The organism is Streptomyces sp. NPDC001407, from assembly GCF_042895325.1.
In the GTDB taxonomy this organism is placed as follows: Bacteria; Actinomycetota; Actinomycetes; order Streptomycetales; family Streptomycetaceae; genus Streptomyces.
In genome coordinates this window covers 83,826-103,530 of record NZ_JBIAWF010000026.1, presented here as the reverse complement: position 1 = coordinate 103,530, position 19,705 = coordinate 83,826, and the positions used below count along the sequence as shown (strand labels likewise).

Sequence of the window (19,705 nt, the reverse complement as noted above, 5' to 3'; positions counted from 1 at the left end):
GCGCCAATGGTCAGAAGGTGACAGCCGGCCAGGTCACCGGTTCAGCATCGACAGGTCCTGACCGGCCTCCGGGACGGCCACCGTGGAGCGGTCGTCCGGTACGGGCTGGATCGTGAACATCGGCACGCCGTCCTTGGGCAGCGCGAGCATCCGCGAGGCGTGCACCGGGCCGCCCGAGACCTTCTCCACGGTCACCGCGTAGCTCCCCTTCGCGCCGGAGGGCTCTGGCGGCTCCACGGACAGCGTGGTGCCGGGCTTGACGGTGTACGTCTTGCTGACGGCACCGCCCCCGTCGCTGCCGGCCGAGGAGGTGACCTTCACCTGGGCCGCTTCCCTGCCGGGCGCGACCAGGGCGAGGGTGCTGCTCTTCGCGCGGTTGTCGGCGACCGTGCCGCGCTTGTCGACCGGCGGGGTGGCGGCGATGAAGGCCGTCTCCTGCTTGTCGTCCTTGCCCCGGGTGACCCGCACCGCGGCGACCACCGGCGTGCTGCCGCCGTCCGCCGTGAGCAGCAGCGAGCCCGCCTCGCCGCGGGTGACGTCCCCGAGGTCGACGGCCGTCGTCATGCCGCTCTTGACGTGCACGCTCTCGTGCCCGGCCGGGGTGATCGCGCTGTTCGCCCCGGCGAAGCGCAGCTTCAGGTCGGCGTCGTCGGAGCCGGGTGCGAAGACGTAGAGGCGGACGGACGTGGCGTCGCCCGGGATGCCCGGGAGCACGGCGTCGGGTGATGCCTCGGCGGAGGGCGGCAGCCAGTCGCCGCCGAGCTTCTCGTCGGACGCCTGGAGCGCCGCACCGACGCGTCCGGAGCGGGCGGCCACATGGAGCGTCGCGTTCTCCGTGGGGGCGTCCGTGAGGGTCGACAGGAGCACCGGCACGGTGGAGCGCGGCGGGATGTTGATGCCCTCGCCGGCGGCCGCCTGGATCCGGCCGTCCTTGCCGTACATCTCCAGGTCGACGACGGCGGGCGTGCTGTCCGGGTTGGTCAGGTGGACGTAGTCCTGGCGGCCCTTGGCGGTGCTCGCGCCCGGGAACCAGAAGGACGTGTCGGGTGCCGTGCAGGTGAGCCCGTGCAGTCCGCGGCCGCTGCCCGCGCTCACCACGGTGCTCTGCTGCGCGGTCCAGCCGGGGGCGAGAGTGCCGTCGGCGGTGCCGATGAGGGCGGGGGCGTCGGAGCGGTCGGTGGTGGCGGTGACGGGCTTGCCGGGCTCCTTCAGGGACAGCACCGTCGCACCGGCCGCCACCGCGCCCTGGGCGTCGTCCTTCTTCTTGCCCTTGGCGTCGGACTTGCCGTCGGACTTGGAATCCGGCTTGCCGTCGTCCTTCTTCGCCGGGCCCGCCGCCGTGCCGCTCGCCGCGAGCAGGTCCGCGGTGGCCTTGCGCGTGCTCGTGCGGACGGAAGCGCCGGCCGGAGTGAAGGCGGTGTACGTCGTCTCCCCCACGTCCGAGGAGGTGGGCGCCGGGCAGAGCAGCATCGAGCGCTCCACGGGCAGCCGGGCGGGCGCCTTCGCGGCCGTACCGGCGGTGCCCGACGGTGCCTCGAACACGGCGACGCCGGTGACCGCGGCGAGCGCCGCCACCGCGCCGAACAGGGACAGGGTGGTGCGCTTCACTGCTGCTCGCTCCCGTCGCGGTGCTGGTGCTGCTGCCGGCCACCGTCGCCGTACGTCGTGTCGTAGTGCTGCTGTCCGTAGCCGTACGGGTCGTACGTCTCCGCCGCGTACGGGTCGGCGGGATAGTGCGCCTGTTGCGCGTACTCACCGCCCTGCTGCTGGTACGAGCCGTCGTAGGCGCCGCCGTAACCGCCCTCCTGGTAGGGCTGCTGGTCGTACGTGTAGCCCTGGGCGTCGCCCCACTGGCCGTACTGCTGCTGTTGCGGGACGGCGGCGTAGGGGTCGGCGGTCTGCTGGGCGTACGGGTCGGCCGTGGGCTCGGGCGCGGGGGGCTCCGGTGCGGTGGGGGCGGGCGTTGCCTCCGCCTGGGCGGCGGCGCGCAGGCGGCGGGCCCGGCGGCCCTCTCCGGCGGCCGACTGCGCCGGTACGGAGGGTGCCGCGGGGGCGGCGGGCGCCGGGGCGCCGGTCTCCGGCAGGTCGTCGTCGACCTCGCGGCGGCGGCCCGGCAGGGCGAGCACCACCAGGACGGCGGCGAGGAGTCCCTGGGCCCAGAGCCACGCCGTGTGCGCCAGGGGGGCCTGGTAGGTCAGGGCGAGCTTTCCGCCTCCGGCGGGCAGTTCGAAGCCCTGCGCCCAGCCGTCGACGGTGGTGCGCTTGAGCGCGTGGCCGTCGAGGGTGGCCTGCCAGCCGGGCGCGGCCTTGTCGGCGACGCGCAGGACGCGGCCCTGGGGGCCGTCCGGGATGGTGGTGTGTGCCTCCACCGGGCCGGAGGCGACCGTCACGGGCGCGGACTGCTGTGCGGCGTTCTGCCCGGCGCCGGGGGTGATGGTGACGCGGGCGACGTCGCGGTCGACCCGCCACAGCGAGCTGCGGTCCTGGCGGCTGAGCCGGGTGAGGCCCGGGGTGGTGTCCAGGACCCGGCCCATGGAGCGTGGCGCGCTGTCGCGGACGAGGACGTAGCCGACGGCGTAGTCGCCGAGGATGCCGGCCTGGTCGGCTCCGGATCCCGCGACGAGGCCGGCGACGGCGGTGTCGAGCTTCTTGTCGCCTCCGGCGGCGACGGCCAGTTCGGCGTCGCCGGTCCGGGTGCCGGAGCCCCGGACCAGGGCGTAGCCGACGTGTCCGCCGGTGCCGTCGAGCACCAGGGTGCGGGCCTGGTCGCGGGTGCCCGCCTCCTCGGCGACGAACGCCGGTACCTGCTCCGGGGAGCGCCGCTCCAGCGGCCCGTCGGCCCCGGCCGCCATCCACACGGCGGCGGCGACCAGGGGGCCCGCCACGGCCGTCAGGGCGATCAGGGCGGCCACGGGCTGACGCCAGCCGAAGCTGAGGGCGGCGACGCGCTCGCGGGCGCCCTCGGCGCCCACGACGGCCGCCGCGATGAGCGCCAGGCAGTAGACCAGGGCCGCGGGCCCGGCCCAGCCGCTGCCGTTCGCCAGGGCGGCGCACAGGAGGGCGGCGAGCGCCACCGCCCAGGCGGTACGGACCGCGCGGGTCCGGTCGGCGCGCAGCAGGGCGGCGAGGGCGGCCAGGACGACGCCGGTGAGCAGCAGGCCGCCGAAGGTCTTCGGGCCGCCCGGGTCGCCCGCCAGGAGGTGCCAGGGCGCGGTCGTGCCGTGCCCGTGGTCGAGGCCCGCCTCGGTGAAGAAGCGGCCGGGGTCGGTGAACAGCCCGAGCGACCAGGGGGCGAGCACGAGGAGCGGGGTGAGGACGACGGCGAGGAAGCGCGGCCCGTGGAGGGTCAGCCACGCGCCGCCGCCCCGCACCGCGTGCACGGCGAGCGCGCCGAGGCCCAGGACGACGGCGAGCGGCCAGACGAGGGGGGTGAAGGCGGTGGTGACGGTGAGCAGGAGCGCGTACGTCCAGGAGGCGCGCCAGGTGGGGCGGGCGCCGGGGACGCGCAGTGCGGTGGCGGCGACGGCCGCGCGGGCCATCAGCGGCAGCAGGATCGCGAGGACGGCGGTGCCGACCCGGCCGGTGGCGAGGGCGCCGGTGGTGGCGGGCAGGAAGGCGTACGCGACGCTCGCCCAGGCGCGCAGCAGGCGGGAGGAGACGAGCGGGCGGGAGGCGAAGTAGGCGGTGAGTCCGGCCAGTGGCACGGAGCAGACCAGCAGGAGGGTGAGGGTGAAGCCGGTGGAGCCGAGGAAGAGCGTGCCCAAGGCGGCGAGTACGGCCAGGTAGGGGGGCGCGCTGCCGGTGTTGCCGACGCCGACGGGGTGCCAGCCGCCGGTGTAGCGCGCCCAGAGGCCGGAGACGCCGTCGGGCACGGGCAGCAGGGCGCCGCCGGACAGCGAGCCGCCGCCGAAGAGCGCGCGGCAGGCGATCACCGAGACGAGCAGCAGGAGGGCGAAGAGGACGGGGGCCGGCTTGCGGGCGATGCGCCGGAGCCGGGTGAACTGTTCGACTTCCAGGAAGTCCGCGTCGTCGCCGCCGGGTCCGGATTCGACGGCGCCGTGGCGTCCGGCGGAGGAGAGTTCCGCTTCGGAGCGGCCGCCGAGGTTGCTCGCGAGCTGTTCGACGGTGGCCCGGACGGTCGCGCCGGGTGGCGGGAACAGGGGCCGCAGTTCGCTCGCGGCGACGGTGGAGGCGCCCCGCCTCTTGCGGGCGGCGCGGAGCCGGCCGGGGCGCAGCAGGGTGCCGAAGAGTCCGGTGAGTTCGTCGAGTGCCTGTCCGGGTGCCTTGCCGAGGAGGTAGCCGACGGTGCGCAGCAGGGTGCCGAGGACGAGCCGGAGCATGACGTACGGCAGGAGCGGGCCGCGGGTGTTGGCGAGGAGGGCGTAGACGGCGCCCGCTTTGTCGACGCGGTGGGGGTTCACGGCGGAGCGGCCGGCGCAGTCGACGGGGCGGCGTTCGCGGGCGGCGGCCTCGGCGTGCCGCATGACGGCGTCGGGGGCGACGAGCACGCGGTGTCCGGCGGTGTGAGCACGCCAGCACAGGTCGATGTCGTCGCGCATGAGGGGCAGGCGGGGGTCGAAGCCGCCGAGCTGTTCGTAGACGTCGCGGCGGACGAGCATGCCGGCGGTGGAGACGGCGAGGACGGGGCGGACCTGGTCGTGCTGGCCCTGGTCCTGCTCGCGGCGCTCCAGGCCGGTCCAGCGGCGGCCGCTGCGGGCGATGGAGACGCCGACCTCCAGCAGCTGTCTGCGGTCGTACCAGCTGCGGAGCTTGGGGCCGATGACGGCGGCGTCGGGTTCGGCGTCGGCGACGCGCAGCAGTTCGTGCAGGGCGCCGGGTTCGGGGGCGCAGTCGTCGTGGAGCAGCCACAGCCACTGGACGGGGTCGAGGTCGTCGTGGCGGTGGTCGGCGCGGCCGCCCTGGTCGTAGGGGTCCTCCTGCCAGGTGCGGCTGACGGGGTCCCAGCCGCTTGAGCGCTTGAGGTACGGGAGTTCGCCGGGGTCCGGTGCGGGGACCGCGCGGACGGCCTCGTCGACGGCGGCGCCGAATCCGGCGCGGCGGGCGAGGTGCAGGACCCGGTCGGGGCCGAGGGCCTCGGCGAGCAGTCGCGCGGAGTCGTCGGTGCTGCTGGTGTCGGCGGCGACGGCGCTCTGGACGGGCCGTTCCTGGCCGAGCAGTCCGGTCAGCGCGTCGGGCAGCCAGCGGGCGCCGTCGTGGGCGACGAGCACGGCGGTCACGACGTGGCGTGGGAACGCCGGGGGGACTGCGGGGTCGAACGTGGCAGAGGTGGCCGGGTAGTGGGCCGCCGTATTGCTGTGCACGGACATCGAGGTACGGGCCCTCCGGCCGGGGTCCGGGGGTCGCCCCCCGGAGGACTGCTGTGCGGTTGCTGGCTGCGGTCGAGCGGTGCGCTCGACGGGCCACCACACTAGGGCCTCTCCGGCGGTGTGTGCCCCCGCGTGTCCCCGTCAGCGGGTGCGGGCTCCCGGGCCTCGGAACACGGTCGCGCCGGGTGTCCGTGCGGCGCCCGGCCCGGTGGCGGGGGTGCCGCCCCGGCGGGCGGATATGCCGTGTCCGGGCCGGTGGCCGCGAACGCGGCGGTCCGCCGCTCGCTGTGGAACGCGGCAGGCGGACCGTGCGTCACGAGCGGAGTGCGGCGTCGCTATTTCTCTTCGTCGGACTTCAATAAGACTGTCCACAGAACTGTTTGTCCGATCAATCAGACCGCTGCTTTCTTGAGGCGGCGGCGCTCTCGCTCGGACAAACCTCCCCAGATGCCGAAGCGCTCGTCATTGGCAAGGGCATATTCAAGGCACTCCGAGCGGACCTCGCAGGCGAGACAGACCTTCTTGGCCTCGCGCGTGGAACCACCCTTCTCGGGGAAGAAGGACTCGGGATCGGTCTGAGCGCACAGCGCGCGCTCCTGCCAGCCGAGCTCCTCGTCCGCCTCCTCGACCAGCAGTTGCTGAAACAGCTCGGTCATGTGCGCCCCTCGTCTGTCATTTGCGTCCCCGTGCTGCCTTCATCAAGTGCGGCAGAACAACACGGGTGAAATTACAAGTGTGCCGATCCGGGCCAGTCAAGCCGAGATCTGCTATTGGGCCCCTTATTCACTCTGCGGAACCAAAGCCAAGCAGAAAGTGTCCGAAACATTACAAGTCCGGACAGAATCCACCGCCCGTCCTCGACAGCCCCATCCTCTTCCTGAAGGAGAGGACGTCACGCACGGCAATCCCGTTGCACCGTCCGGCCGAATGATGTTTACGGCCGCGACTCGTGCGCCACCTGTCCGCGACCCCTGGGCCGCAAACCTTTCAGCACCCTCAGTTACCGGATGAGGTGAAAGATTAACCCCAAAACGGACACGCAGTTGACAGAGCGCGGTCGGGCCCGTCACCTTTGGTGGCATGCCAGCCATCGCCGCACTCAGCCTGACCCGTGACTACGGGTCCCGCTGCGCCGTGCAGGCACGCTGTCGCTGTTCCAGCTGTTGATGCCCACGAGCTCCGGCTGAGCTTTCCTCACGCTCCACCTCGTTCCACCCTTCCCGCCCGTCCGCAGGGCCAGCGCTCCCACGCCCGGACGCGTCCGTACGCGTCCGGCGCACCGCCTCCCGCGCGCAGCGCCCCAGCACACCCGCCGAGGAACCCCGCACATGAACAGCGACGTCCAGATCGCCGGTGACCCGCTCGCGATCCCGCACCTGATGCCGCCCGTCCCCGCGCACCCCGCGACCATCGCCGAGTTCGCCGGGCTGGCCCGCTCCATCGCCGCCGACACCACCTCCTGGGCGCACCTCGTGCAGTACGACGCCACCAGCCGCTGGTACCACCGGCTGCGCACCGGCCCCGGCTACGAGGTGTGGCTGCTGAGCTGGGTGCCCGGCCAGGGCAGCGGGCAGCACGACCACGGGCCGTCCTCCGGCGTGCTGACCGTCCTTCAGGGAGAGCTCACCGAGGTCAGCTGGGGCGGCGGCGCCCAGGGCGGCGCACGGCGTCGGCTGCGCGCCGGTGATCAGCGCGTCTTCGCGCCCGGCTACGCCCACGAGGTCGTCAACGACTCCCTCGGCCCGGCCGTGAGCCTGCACGTCTACTCCCCCGGCCTGACGGAGATGCCCATGCGTCACCGTCGGCCCGCGGCCGCCGTGTTGCCCGCCGACCGGGATGCCGTGCGCGGCTGACGCCCCTCACAGGGATGTCACAGGCGGCTGACACACTGTTCCGCATGCAGCGCATTGTGGTTCTGGCCGGCGGGATCGGGGGCGCCCGCTTCCTCCGTGGCCTCAAGTCAGCAGTCCCCGACGCGGACATCACCGTCATCGGGAACACCGGAGACGACATCCACCTCTTCGGCCTCAAGGTCTGTCCCGACCTCGATACCGTGATGTACACCCTCGGCGGGGGCATCCACGAGGAGCAGGGCTGGGGCCGGGCCGGGGAATCCTTCGCCGTGAAGGAGGAGTTGGCGGCCTACGGCGTGGGGCCCGAGTGGTTCGGGCTCGGCGACCGCGACTTCGCCACGCACATCGTCCGTACACAGATGACCGCCGCCGGCTATCCGCTCAGCGCCGTCACCGAGGCGCTCTGCCGCCGCTGGCAGCCGGGCGTGCGGCTGCTGCCGATGAGCGACGACCGCGTCGAGACCCACGTGCTGATCGACGACCCGGACGGCGAGGGCCGCAAGGCCGTCCACTTCCAGGAGTACTGGGTGCGGCTGCGCGCGGCCACCACCGCGCACGCGATCGTCCCCGTCGGCGCGGAGGAGGCGGGGCCCGCGCCCGGCGTGCTGGAAGCGATCGCCGCGGCCGACGTCATCCTCTTCCCGCCGTCCAACCCGGTCGTCAGCGTCGGCACGATCCTCGCCGTGCCCGGCATCCGCGAGGCCGTCGCCGCCGCCGCGGCGCCCGTCGTGGGCCTCTCCCCCATCGTCGGGGACGCGCCCGTGCGCGGCATGGCCGACAAGGTCCTGGAGGCCGTCGGGGTGGAGTCCACGGCCGCCGCCGTCGCCCGCCACTACGGCTCCGGGCTCATCGACGGCTGGCTGGTCGACACCGTCGACGCGGGCGCCGTGGCCGAGGTCGAGGCCGCCGGGATCCGCTGCCGGTCCGTCCCGCTGATGATGACCGACGTCGAGGCCACCGCGCGGATGGCCGAGCAGGCGCTGGCCCTCGCCGAGGAGGTGCGCGCGTGAGTGGCCTGCCGCAGGAGGACGTCCCGGCGTACCGGGTCTGGGCGCTGCCCGGCATCCCCGAGGTGCGGACCGGGGACGACCTCGTCAAGCTCATCGCCTCGGCGGCCGGTGCGGAGGGGCTGCCCGGCCTCGCCGACGGCGACGTCCTGCTCGTCACCTCGAAGATCGTCAGCAAGGCCGAGGGCCGGATCGTCCGGGCCACCGACCGCGAGGCCGCGATCGACGCCGAGGCCGTACGGGTCGTGGCCCGGCGCGGCACCCTCCGCATCGTCGAGAACCGGCAGGGCCTGGTCATGGCCGCCGCCGGGGTCGACGCGTCGAACACCGAGGCCGGCACTGTCCTGCTGCTGCCCGAGGACCCCGACGCCTCCGCCCGCGCCCTGCGCGCCGGGCTCAAGGACGCGCTGGGGGTCGATGTCGGTGTCGTCATCACCGACACCTTCGGCCGCCCCTGGCGCAGTGGGCTGACCGATGTCGCGATCGGCGCTGCCGGGGTGCGCGTCCTCGACGACCTGCGCGGCGGTGTGGACACCCACGGCAATCCCCTGAACGTGACGACCGTCGCCACCGCGGACGAGCTGGCCGCCGCCGGTGACCTCGTCAAGGGGAAGACGGCGGGGCTGCCGGTGGCCGTGGTGCGGGGGCTGCCGCACGTGGTGGGCGACGACGGCGCCGGGGCGCGCGCGCTCGTCCGCGCCCCCGCCGGCGACATGTTCCGGCTGGGCACCTCCGAGGCCGTACGGGAGGCGGTGACGCAGCGGCGCACGATCCGTGAGTTCACCGACGAGCCCGTCGACCCGGGTGCCGTGCGGCGGGCCGTCGCCGCCGCGATCACCGCGCCCGCCCCGCACCACACGACGCCCTGGCGGTTCGTCCTGCTGGAGTCCGAGTCCTCGCGGACGCGGCTGCTCGACGCCATGCGCGACGCGTGGATCTCCGACCTGCGCGGCGACGGCTTCAGTGAGGAGAGCATCGCCAAGCGGGTGCGGCGGGGCGACGTCCTGCGCAACGCCCCGTATCTGGCGGTGCCGTGCCTCGTCATGGACGGCTCCCACACGTATCCGGACGCGCGGCGCAACGCGGCCGAGCGGGAGATGTTCGTGGTCGCCGCCGGGGCCGCCGTCCAGAACTTCCTGGTCGCGCTGGCCGGTGAGCGGCTGGGATCGGCGTGGATCTCGTCGACGATGTTCTGCGCGGATGTCGTGCGGTCGGTGCTTTCGCTGCCTTCGGGGTGGTCTCCGATGGGGGCGGTGGCGATCGGGCACGCGGCGGCGCCGGCTCGGGAGCGGGTGGGGCGAAGCGTTTCGTCTTTTGTCGAGGTGCGGTGAGGTAGGGCCGGGGGTCTGTGGCTGGGCGGGGTGGTCGGGTGCGGGTTGCTTGCGCCTGCGGTGGGCTTTGTTCCCCAGCCCCGCCCCTTCCCGGAACTGGGGCGCTGCCCCAGACCCCGATGTGCGGGTACGTCGGCTGACGCGCAGCGCCTGCGGCGCTAGTCCTCAAACGCCGGACGGGCTGGAAAACCAGCCCGTCCGGCGTTTGAGGACAGCGCGCGAAGCGTGCTTCGGGGGTCTGGGGGCTTGCCCCCAGTTCCGGGAAGGGGCGGGGCTGGGGAACAAAGCCCGCCGCAGGCGCCACTGGCCCGCGCGCCCTCAGATCGCCCTGATGTCGTTCACCGAGAAGCGTGGTGCCCTGCGCGGCGGCGCCACCCCCGCGAGGAGGATCAGGCGGCACGCCCGGTGGCGTTGGCCCGCGTAGGGGGTCAGAAGGTCGAGCATCGCCGCGTCGTCCATCCCCCGCCGGCCCGTCAGCGCATAGCCGACGATCTTCGGAAGGTGCAGGTCGCCGACCGTGACCGCGTCCGTCGCGCCGTTGCTGCGCTGGAGGGTCTCCGCCGCCGTCCACGGGCCGATGCCGGGGACGGCCTGGAGGCGGGCGGCGGCCTGGCGTTCGTCCATGGTGGCGGCCTCCTCCAGGCGGGCGGCCACGCGTGCGGCGCGGACGATCGTCGCGGACCGCTTGCCGTCCACACCCGCCCGGTGCCACTCCCAGGAGGGGATCAGGGCCCAGCCCCGCGGGTCGGGCATGACGCGCATGCGGGGTGCCGGGCCGGGGGCGGGTTCGCCGTGGCGCTGGAGGAGGAGGCGCCACGCGCGGTACGCCTCGTCGCTGGTGACCTTCTGCTCCAGGACCGAGGGGATGAGCGACTCCAGGACCAGCCCGGTGCGGGCGAGCCGGAGCCCCGGGTTGCGGCGGTGGGCCTGGTGCACGAGGCGGTGGCGGGGCGTGAAGGCGGCCGGGTCGTCCGTGCCGCCGAGGAGGGCCGGGAGGTGGTCCAGCAGCCAGTCGGCGCCGGGGCCCCACGCCTCCGCGTGCACCTCGCCGCCGCGAGCGGTCACATGGAGCGTGCCCGGTCCTTCCGGCGTGCGGCTCGCGCGCCAGACGGAACCGTCCGCCCCCACTCGGTAGGCCGGGTCGCCGGGGCCGCGCGCGAGGACGCCGAGGGTGCGCCCCAGGTCGTACGGGCCCGGCGGGACCCACGTGCGCGTCGCCATCCAGCCAGCCTACGTCGGCGGACCGACAAATCGGATTCCCTGATTCCGCTCAACGCACCCCCGCCGGACGCGCCCTACTGGTCGGAGGAGAAGCGGATCGCCCCCGCGTCGATCCGCGCGTCGCACCAGATCCGCGCCCCCGCCCGGAGCTCGTTGTCGGCGCCCACCCGCGCGCCGTCGCCGATGACCGCGCCGTCGAGGACCGTGCGGGCCCCGATCCGCGCGCCCGCGCCCACCAGGGAGTCGCGCACCTGCGCGCCCGCCTCGATGACCGCGCCGTCGAGGACCGTGCTGCCGTCGACCCGCGCGCCCGGCTCCACCACGGCCCCGGCGCCGATCACCGTGCCGCCGGTGAGCTTGGCGTCGGGGGCGACGTCGGCGGTGTCCAGGACGAGCCAGTCGCCGCAGCGGCCCGGCACGGCCGGGGAGGGTGCCCGGCCGAGGACCAGGTCGGCGGAGCCGCGTACGAACGCCTGGGGGGTGCCCAGGTCGAGCCAGTACGTGGAGTCGACCATGCCCTGGAGGTGCGCGCCCGCCGCGAGCAGCCCGGGGAAGGTCTCGCGCTCGACCGAGACGGGCCGGTCCGCGGGGATGGAGTCGATCACCGAGCGGTTGAAGACGTACGCGCCCGCGTTGATCTGGTCGGTGACGATCTCCTCGGGCGTCTGCGGCTTCTCCAGGAAGGCCGTCACCCGGCCGGTGGCGTCGGTGGGCACCAGGCCGAAGGCGCGGGGGTCCTCGACCCGGGTCAGGTGCAGGGAGACGTCCGCACCGGTGGTGCGGTGGGTGTCGACCAGCGCCTCGATGTCGAGGCCGGTGAGGATGTCGCCGTTGAAGATCAGCACCGGCTCGTCCGGCGCCGAGCGCAGCCGGGAGGCGACGTTGCGGATGGCCCCGCCGGTGCCGAGCGGCTCCACCTCGGTGACGTATTCGAGGTGGAGGCCGAGGGCGGACCCGTCGCCGAAGTACGGTTCGAAGACCTCGGCCAGATAGGACGTGGCGAGCACGATGTGCTCGACGCCTGCGGCGCGGGCACGGGCCAGCTGGTGGGTCAGGAACGGGACGCCCGCCGCCGGGACCATGGGTTTCGGCGTGTGCATCGTGAGGGGGCGCAGCCGTGTCCCCTTGCCGCCCACCAGGAGGATCGCTTCAGTCACCTTGTCGTCTCTGCTTCCTGCTGGGGCCGGGCCTTGATCGGCGGCCAGTGTATGCAGACCGGCGGGCGCCGCCGTCCCCGGTCAGCGGCCCTGGAGGCGTGCGGCGGCCGTACGGGCCGTGCCGAGCTTGCTGTAGAGGCGATCGCCCGGGCACTCCGTGGCGTAGCCGTCACGGTGTCCGGAGATGGCCTTGAGCTTGACGGAGGTTCCCTTCTTGAAGAGGTTTCCGCCGCCGGACACCAGGGTCGCGGTGCCGCGCGGGTTGACGCCGAACAGGCCGAGTTTCCATGCGGTCAGGGAGGACAGGGCGTTCACCGCCGCCTTCGGCGGGGTGGAGCTGGCGAACGTTCCGAGAACGGCGATGCCCATGCTGTTGGTGTTGAAACCGAGGGTGTGCGCACCCATGACCGGCTTCGCCACACCACCGGCGCGGCCTTCGTAGATGGTGCCGCACTTGTCGACGAGGAAGTTGTAGCCGATGTCACGCCATCCGCTGCTCACGACGTGGTAGCGGTAGATACCCCGAATGACGGACGCGGACTCGGAGCAGCTGTAGTTGTTGCCGGAGGCCGTGTGGTGGACGAAGGCGGCCTTGACGGTCTTGGTGTACGCGAAGGCGCGCTCGCGGAGCGATTCGTCCGCGCCCCAGCCGGCCCGGGTGACGATGCGCGGGCGGGAGGCGGTGTAGCGGCCGTCGGGGGCGGTGTTCTCGTCGGAGTCGGAGGGGCCCTCCTGGTCGTAGCCGTCGTCGGGGTCCACGTTGCCGCGGGGGTCGCCGCCCTCGTCGCTGTCGTTCCAGTCGCTCGAGTCGTCGTTCTCGGTGTCCCCCTCGGGTTCGTCCGAGGGCATTTTGTTGCGGCCGGTGCCGGTGGCGGCGATGTCGGAGCGGGCGGCGTTCCTGCCCGCGGCGGGGATCTCGGTGGCGCCGAGCGGGGCGAGCGGGGCGTTGGCGGCGGAGCTGGCGCGTTCCTCGTCGGTGCCGGGCGGCACGACGGGGACGCGGCGGGAGCTCTGGGCCGGGGCGGCGGCGCCGGGGTCGACGAGTTCGAGGCGCATGCCGGTGGGCAGGGCGCGGCCCTCGGGGGTGCGTTCGGTGGCGGCGTCGGGGCGGACGCGCAGCTGGATGGCGTCGGAGGCGCCGACCCACAGGGGCGCGGTGGAGCCGCGCAGCCGGCCGTTGCGCGCTTCGCGGGAGTCGAGGTCGGGGCGGTCGTCGTCATGGGTCTGGACGTCCTGCCAGCCGGACCAGGCCCGGCTGCCCACGGCGCGGGTGCGCACCTGGGCGCGGCCGCGGAGTTCGGCCCCCGCGTCGTCCCACACGATGCCGATCAGGGAGAAGGGCTTGACCTCGCGCTGGGGCACGCCCTGTTCGGCGGGTCCGTTGGTGCGCGCCCGGTCGGAGCCGCCGAGGCGGACCAGCGGCACGGACTGCGTCGAGCCGGGGACGGTGTTCGGGGCACCGGTGACCGAGGTCGCACCGGAGGAGGCGCCCGCGGGGGCTGCCCCCGACGAGGTGGCCAGGAAGGGCAGGGTGAGGGCGGCGGCGCTGACCGTCGAGGAGACAAGGAATCCACGCATGAAAGAAATCCTGGACATATGCCGATAAGTCTGTCCATTCAAGGGAGGCGGAAAGTGACGGCCAGTCGGCCGCCGCACCGGTTCGCGCGCGCTTTCCCGACTGCCCGTCAGCGGCCCCGCCGCGTACCCTGGCGGCGATGAACGCCACCGATCGCACCCCCGCCGACCTGCTGCGTTCCGCGCTCGCCGCGGACCCGGCCCGCCCGCTCGTGACCTTCTACGACGACGCCACCGGCGAGCGCGTGGAACTGTCCGTGGCCACCTTCGCCAATTGGGTGGCGAAGACCGCCAATCTGCTCCAGGGCGAGCTCTCCGCCGAGCCCGGCGACCGGCTCGCGCTGCTGCTGCCCGCCCACTGGCAGACGGCCGTCTGGCTGCTCGCCTGCTCCTCCGTCGGCGTCGTGGCCGACGTGGGCGGCGACCCGGCCGCCGCGGACCTCGTGGTGAGCGGCCCGGACACCCTGGAGGAGGCGCGCGCCTGCTCCGGGGAGCGCGTCGCGCTCGCCCTGCGCCCCTTGGGTGGCCGGTTCCCCCAGCCGCCGGAGGGCTTCGCGGACTACGCCGTCGAGGTGCCCAGCCAGGGCGACCGCTTCGCGCCGTACGCGCCCGTCGACCCGGACGCCCCCGCGCTCGCGGTGGACGGCCTGGAGCTGACGGGGGCCCAGCTGGTCGAGCGGGCGCGCACGGACGCCTTCCAGCACGGGCTGGGCGCGGGCTCGCGGATGCTGTCCGGCCTGCCGTACGCCACCTGGGACGGCCTCTCCGCCGGGCTGTTCGCGCCGCTCGCCTCCGGCGGGTCGGTGGTGCTGTGCCGCAACCTCGACCGGCTCTCCGGCGGCGGCCTGGACAAGCGCCGGGAGAGTGAGCGCGTCACCGTGACGGCCCTCTGACGCTGCCGCATCGCCGGGACCGCGCGATGATCGGGGATACGCGCCGGCCCCAGCGCACCGCCGGCACCGCACGGAAAGGCCCGGCAGAAATACGTACCACCCCGTGAGGGAGGGACGCAGCTGTGAACGACGGCACCGACGCTCCCTCCCTCGCGCCCCGGCGGCGCCGCCGCTGGCTGCGCTGGCTGGCGCTGGGCCTGGCCGTGCTGACGCTCGCGCTGGCCGCGGTGGGCTGGGTGCTCTACGAGCGGCTCAACAGCAACATCCACACCGACACGGACACCGCGAACGAGCTGGCGCAGTACGAGCGGGAGCGCCCGACGGCCCTGGTGGCCGGGGCGCAGAACATCCTGATCATCGGCTCCGACACCCGGGGCGGGCCCGGCAACGGCCAGTACGGCGAGGACAGCGGGACCCAGCGCTCGGACACCACGATCCTGCTGCACGTCTCCGCCGACCGGCGGAGCGCGACGGCCGTCAGCCTGCCGCGCGACCTGATGGCCCAGATCCCCAGCTGCCGGCGCCCGGACGGCAGCCGGACGAACGAGCGGTTCGCCCAGTTCAACTGGGCCTTCGAGCTCGCGGGGCCGGCCTGCACGATCCGTACCGTCGAGAACATCAGCCACATCCGGATCACCCACCACGTGATCGTGGACTTCAACGGCTTCAAGCGGCTGGTGGACGCGGTCGACGGCGTCGAGGTGTGTCTCAAGCAGCCGATCGACGACCACGAGGCGCACCTGAAGCTGCCCTCGGGCCGTCAGGTCCTGCACGGGGAAGCGGCGCTGGGCTTCGTCCGCGCCCGCTACAGCCTCGGCAACGGCAGCGACACGGAGCGGATGGGCCGACAGCAGGCCTTCCTGGGCGCGCTGTTCACCGAGATGCAGAGCGACGGCGTGCTGCTCAACCCGACGCGGCTCTACCCCGTGCTCGACGCGGCGACCTCCTCGCTCACCACGGACGCCGGGCTCGGCTCGCTGCGGAAGCTGTACGACCTGGTGCGCACGGTGCGGGGCATCCCCGGCGACCGGGTGCAGTTCCTGACGGTGCCGCGCCGCCCGTATCCGTACAACACGGACCGCGACGAGCTCGTGCAGCCGGACGCCGACCAGCTTTTCCGGCAACTGCGGGAGGACAAGCCGGTGTCGGTCAGCGCGAACGTCCGCCCGGCCGACAGCAAGCCCGGCGGCGGTCACCCCGGCGGCGGCCCGGGACGGCACGGCAAGGCCGAGGAGCCCGGGGCGCCGGAGGGGACCGCGGGGCCGGAGGCGCCGGGCGGATACCAGGCACCCACCGATTCCGGCACTCCGGCAGACCCCTCGCCCTCACTGTCGCCCTCGCCCTCGCCCACCGCGCCCCCCACGTACGAGGGAACGACCGCCTCACGCGGCAACTGCGGATGAATGCCCCGAAACATACGATCGGGTTTTTCGCGGCGGCGAAAGGATTGGGCAGATTGCCCAGTTGTAGGGGAGTGGAATTTGTCACCGGCGTCGCTTGCCGCTGAACTGGGCGGATAGTGTGAGCGATCCGGTGCGCACGGCCGGGCTGACCGCGCACTGAAAGACGACGTGACCGAGCGCCTCGGGGGGCAGGCGCCGCGTGGCACCGACGGAGGATTCAAGCGACCGTGGACGCGCAAGGCCGTGGGCGGGCGGGCGGCATCGACCCCGCCGACCAGTGGGTCTTCGACCCCAAAACCGGCAGCTACGAGCTGCGCCTCGACCATGCCGAGGGGTCTGATCCGGCCTCCGAGCAGGGTTCGGCCCCCTCCGCACCCACCACCCCACCGGCCACGGCGAGTTCCTTCGTCCCCTCCGGAAGACTCTCCCCCAAGCGCCCGGGCTCCAAGGCACCCAAGCCGGTGCCCGGACAGCGCGGCACCGGCGGTGGCGGCGGCGGCCGCAGGGGCGGCGGGCCCAAGACGGCCGCGGGCCGGCGCCGGCCCAAGCCGAAGAAGACCGCGAAGAAGAAGGTCATGCTCTGGACGGGCGGCACGCTCGCCTTCGTCCTGGTCGGCGGCTCGCTGGGCGCGTATCTGCTCTACGAGCACTTCAACAACAACCTCAGCAAGGTCGATGTCGGCGTGGACAACGCCGCCGTCACCAAGGGCCCGGTGAACATCCTCGTCATCGGCACGGACAAGCGCTCGGGCAAGGGCAACGAGGGCTACGGCGACGACGGCAGCGTCGGCCACGCCGACACCACGCTGCTCTTCCACGTCTCCGAGGACCGCTCCAACGCCACCGCGATCTCCATCCCGCGCGACATGATCACCGACATCCCGGAGTGCACGACCAAGCAGGACGGCAAGACCAAGGCCATCCCCGGCTCCAAGGGCGTCCGCTTCAACGAGAGCCTGGGCCAGGAGGACCGCGACCCCGGCTGCACCTGGCGGACCGTCGAGGCGCTCACCGGGCTGAAGGTCAGTCACTTCATGATGGCCGACTTCAACGCCGTCAAGCAGCTGTCCAGCGCGGTCGGCGGCGTCGAGGTGTGCCTGGGCAAGGACATCGACGACCCCAAGTCGCACCTGAAGCTCAGCAAGGGCCGGCACGAGATCGCGGGCGAGGACGCGCTCGCGTTCGTCCGCACCCGGCACAGCGTCGGCTTCGAGAGCGACCTGGACCGCATCAAGCTCCAGCAGCAGTTCCTGAGTTCGATGATCCGGAAGATGAAGTCCGGGGACACCTTCTCCAACCCCAAGAAGCTCTACGACCTCGGCGACGCGGCGACCAAGTCGCTCACCGTCGACACGGGCATAGGCTCGGTCAGTGACCTGACCAAGCTGGCGAAGGACCTCAGCCGCGTCAACCTCAAGAACATCACCTTCGCGACCCTGCCGGTCCTGGACAACCCGGCCGAGGGCAAGAACCACAAGACCGTCGTCCTGGACAAGGCCAAGGCCGATCCACTGCTGGCCATGGTCAAGCAGGACGTCTCCCTGACCGAGGTCAAGGAGAAGGAGAAGAAGGCGCAGGACGCCCAGGACGCCAAGCAGCAGGCGCTGCTCAAGGGCCCCAAGGCCGAGCCCGCCGCCGTACGCGCCAAGGTGCTCAACGGCAGCGGCCGGATCGGCGCCGCCCAGGAGGCCGTCGCCTGGATGCAGAACTCCAAGGGCATGCCGCGCACCACCAACGGCGGCAACGCGCCCGGCGGCAAGAAGGTCGACAAGACCCTGCTGGAGTTCGCGCCCAACCAGGCCGACCAGGCGCGCCGGCTCGCCGACGCCATGGGCCTGCCGGCCGACGCCCTCAAGGAGACCACGGCCGACGCCGCTCCGATGGCGGACATGACGCTCACGCTCGGCGCCGACTTCAAGGCCGCCGGGACCCCCGTCTCCGCACCCGCGGCGCCCGAAAAGGCACCGGAGGGCATCCAAAAGGTCGAAGCGGACGACAAGAACATCTGCGCCAAGTGAACCTAGGCGTGGCACACACGCATCTCACTGGTCGGGCCACCCTCCGGTGAGGCGCGTGGCCCGCACGTGCGCGCGGAACCACCCGCGCCCACGGCGCACCTAAGACGGCATGCCTGCCCATCGGGCCGGAAGCACCATTCAGGGGAGGCCCGATGCGGCAGAGCAGTGTGCGGGGGTCGCGCTCGCGCGGCCGCGTCCCGGGAGCCCGTGACGGCGAGGGGAAGAAGAGCGGCAAGGGCGCACCCGCCGACGGCGCGAAGGTAGCGCCGCCCTCCCGCCGGGCGCGCCTGGCGCGAATAGCCCGCTGGACCGCGCTCTGCCTCGCGGTCCTGGTCCTCGGCACCTCCGCCGCGGGCTACTTCTACTACCAGCACCTCAACGGCAACCTCAAGAAGGACGCCCTCAACCTCGGGGACAAGCGCCTCGACCGGAGCGCCGCCAACGCCGACGGCCAGCGCCCGCTGAACATCCTCGTGCTCGGCTCGGACAGCCGTAACACCCCCGAGAACGTCGCACTCGGCGGCGCCCGCGAGGACGCCGACCGCAAGCCGCTCGCCGACGTGCAGATGCTGGTGCACGTCTCCGCGGACCGCAGCAACATGTCGGTCATCAGCGTCCCGCGCGACACCCGCACCACGATCCCCAAGTGCACCGACCCGGAGGACGGGAAGGTCTACCGCGAGACCAGCAGCCAGATCATCAACACCAGCCTCATGAACGGCGGTCCGGGCTGCACGGTCGCCACCTGGGAAGAGCTCACGGGCATCCCCATCGACCACTTCATGATGATCGACTTCTCGGGTGTGGTGAGCATGGCCGACGCCGTCGGCGGCGTGCCGGTCTGCGTCGACAACAACGTCTACGACGACAAGTCCGGGCTGCGGCTGACCAAGGGCGAGCACAAGGTCAAGGGCGAGCAGGCGCTCCAGTGGCTGCGCACCCGGCACGGCTTCGAGGACGGCAGCGACATAGGCCGGACCCACGCCCAGCACATGTACATGAACGCGATGGTCCGTCAGCTGAAGTCCGGCACCAAGCTCAGCGACCCGGGCCAGCTCACCGGCCTCGCCGAGTCCGCCACCAAGGCACTGACGGTCGACAAGGACCTCGGCTCGGTCAAGAAGCTCTACGACCTGGCCGAGGATCTCAAGCAGGTGCCGTCCGGCCGCATCACCATGACGACCATGCCGTGGGCCACCGACCCGCAGGACCCCGACGCGCACGTCGTGCCCAAGGCCGGTGACGCGGACAAGCTGTTCTCGCTCGTGCGCAACGACATCGCGCTCGACGGCAAGGACAAGAAGAAGGACCCCAAGCCCTCCCCGTCGGTCCCCGCCGCGCCCAAGGGCAGCGTCCCGGTGACCGTCTTCAACGGCACGGGCACCGCGGCCCAGCCCGTGGCCACCGGCCGGGGCAGCGACATCGCGGCGTTCCTCGTCGGGAAGGGCTTCACCAAGGCCACCGCCGACTCCACCCCCCGCTCGCAGCTGGACACGACGCTCAGCTACGCCAAGGCGTCCCAGCGCGGCGACGCCGAAGCGGTGGCCAAGGCCCTCGGGCTGCCGGACAGCGCGCTGCGCATGTCGACGGCCGTCGAGGAACTGACCCTGGTCATCGGCGCCGACTGGCGCTCGGGCACGGCCTACCCCAAGGACCACGCCGGCGCGGACGACAAGGACGACGCCGACGGCAAGGGCGACGGCGGCGCGTCGGGCGACAAGTCCGGCGACAAGAACGGCGACAAGTCCGGGGACAAGGGCAAGAAGAAGGACGCCGACGACAAGGCCCCCGAGAGCGCGGACCCGCTCAACGGCAACGACACCTCGGCCTGCATGAAGGTCAATTCGCTGAATCGTTTCTGACGGGGGCGTTCCCGGCCGGATCACCCTTGGCGGGTGAGAGTTCCGCGATCCCGGTGAC

At 73.1% G+C, this 19,705-nt stretch carries 13 protein-coding genes; 7 read left to right on the top strand and 6 right to left on the bottom strand.

Features of this window, described 5'->3' with window-relative positions; genetic code table 11:
* Positions 1–33 precede the first annotated feature (33 nt).
* From ACFY1P_RS29080 to ACFY1P_RS29070, 3 genes are all read right to left on the bottom strand, one after another.
* Positions 34–1,608 (bottom strand): DUF5719 family protein, encoded by a 1,575-nt coding sequence (locus tag ACFY1P_RS29080; RefSeq protein WP_361528951.1) that lies wholly within the window; start codon positions 1,606–1,608, stop codon positions 34–36.
* A complete protein-coding gene (locus ACFY1P_RS29075; RefSeq protein ID WP_390752256.1) occupies positions 1,605–5,327 on the bottom strand; it encodes a glycosyltransferase in 3,723 nt (1,240 codons plus the stop codon). The genes ACFY1P_RS29080 and ACFY1P_RS29075 overlap by 4 nt, the downstream gene beginning before the upstream one ends.
* A gap of 392 nt (positions 5,328–5,719) precedes the next feature.
* A complete protein-coding gene (locus ACFY1P_RS29070) occupies positions 5,720–5,983 on the bottom strand; it encodes a WhiB family transcriptional regulator (protein ID WP_004952403.1) in 264 nt (87 codons plus the stop codon).
* Positions 5,984–6,655: 672 nt separating this feature from the next.
* Here ACFY1P_RS29070 and ACFY1P_RS29065 point away from each other — a divergent pair.
* Genes ACFY1P_RS29065 through ACFY1P_RS29055 form a run of 3 tightly spaced genes read left to right on the top strand, consistent with a single transcriptional unit; the run spans position 6,656 to position 9,518 of the window.
* The gene (locus ACFY1P_RS29065; protein WP_361528957.1) at positions 6,656–7,180 is read left to right on the top strand and encodes a cysteine dioxygenase family protein; all 525 of its coding nucleotides are present in this window, start codon (positions 6,656–6,658) and stop codon (positions 7,178–7,180) included.
* 44 nt (positions 7,181–7,224) lie between these two features.
* On the top strand, positions 7,225–8,190 hold the full coding sequence (gene cofD, locus ACFY1P_RS29060) for a 2-phospho-L-lactate transferase (protein WP_361528960.1): 966 nt from the start codon (positions 7,225–7,227) through the stop codon (positions 8,188–8,190).
* Positions 8,187–9,518, top strand: coding sequence for a coenzyme F420-0:L-glutamate ligase (locus tag ACFY1P_RS29055; RefSeq protein WP_390752255.1), 1,332 nt, complete (start codon positions 8,187–8,189; stop codon positions 9,516–9,518). The genes cofD and ACFY1P_RS29055 overlap by 4 nt, the downstream gene beginning before the upstream one ends.
* A gap of 318 nt (positions 9,519–9,836) precedes the next feature.
* On the opposite strand, the gene ACFY1P_RS29050 is transcribed toward ACFY1P_RS29055, so the two are convergent.
* From ACFY1P_RS29050 to ACFY1P_RS29040, 3 genes are all read right to left on the bottom strand, one after another.
* Positions 9,837–10,739 carry a DNA-3-methyladenine glycosylase 2 family protein gene (locus ACFY1P_RS29050; protein ID WP_361528535.1) on the bottom strand — a complete coding sequence of 301 codons (903 nt, stop codon included), beginning with the start codon at positions 10,737–10,739 and terminating at the stop codon, positions 9,837–9,839.
* 74 nt (positions 10,740–10,813) lie between these two features.
* Positions 10,814–11,896, bottom strand: a complete 1,083-nt coding sequence (locus tag ACFY1P_RS29045; protein ID WP_390752254.1) for a sugar phosphate nucleotidyltransferase — start codon at positions 11,894–11,896, stop codon at positions 10,814–10,816.
* Between the two features lie 81 nt (positions 11,897–11,977).
* The gene (locus ACFY1P_RS29040) at positions 11,978–13,474 is read right to left on the bottom strand and encodes an N-acetylmuramoyl-L-alanine amidase (RefSeq protein WP_390752253.1); all 1,497 of its coding nucleotides are present in this window, start codon (positions 13,472–13,474) and stop codon (positions 11,978–11,980) included.
* 137 nt (positions 13,475–13,611) lie between these two features.
* On the opposite strand from ACFY1P_RS29040, the gene ACFY1P_RS29035 reads away from it, so the two are divergent.
* From ACFY1P_RS29035 to ACFY1P_RS29020, 4 genes are all read left to right on the top strand, one after another.
* The gene (locus ACFY1P_RS29035; protein ID WP_361528530.1) at positions 13,612–14,364 is read left to right on the top strand and encodes a TIGR03089 family protein; all 753 of its coding nucleotides are present in this window, start codon (positions 13,612–13,614) and stop codon (positions 14,362–14,364) included.
* A gap of 122 nt (positions 14,365–14,486) precedes the next feature.
* Positions 14,487–15,767, top strand: a complete 1,281-nt coding sequence (locus tag ACFY1P_RS29030) for an LCP family protein (RefSeq protein ID WP_390752252.1) — start codon at positions 14,487–14,489, stop codon at positions 15,765–15,767.
* A gap of 227 nt (positions 15,768–15,994) precedes the next feature.
* Positions 15,995–17,785: an LCP family protein gene (locus ACFY1P_RS29025; protein WP_390752251.1), complete on the top strand. Its 1,791-nt coding sequence runs from the start codon at positions 15,995–15,997 to the stop codon at positions 17,783–17,785.
* 152 nt (positions 17,786–17,937) lie between these two features.
* Positions 17,938–19,647, top strand: coding sequence for an LCP family protein (locus tag ACFY1P_RS29020; RefSeq protein ID WP_390752250.1), 1,710 nt, complete (start codon positions 17,938–17,940; stop codon positions 19,645–19,647).
* Positions 19,648–19,705 lie beyond the last annotated feature (58 nt).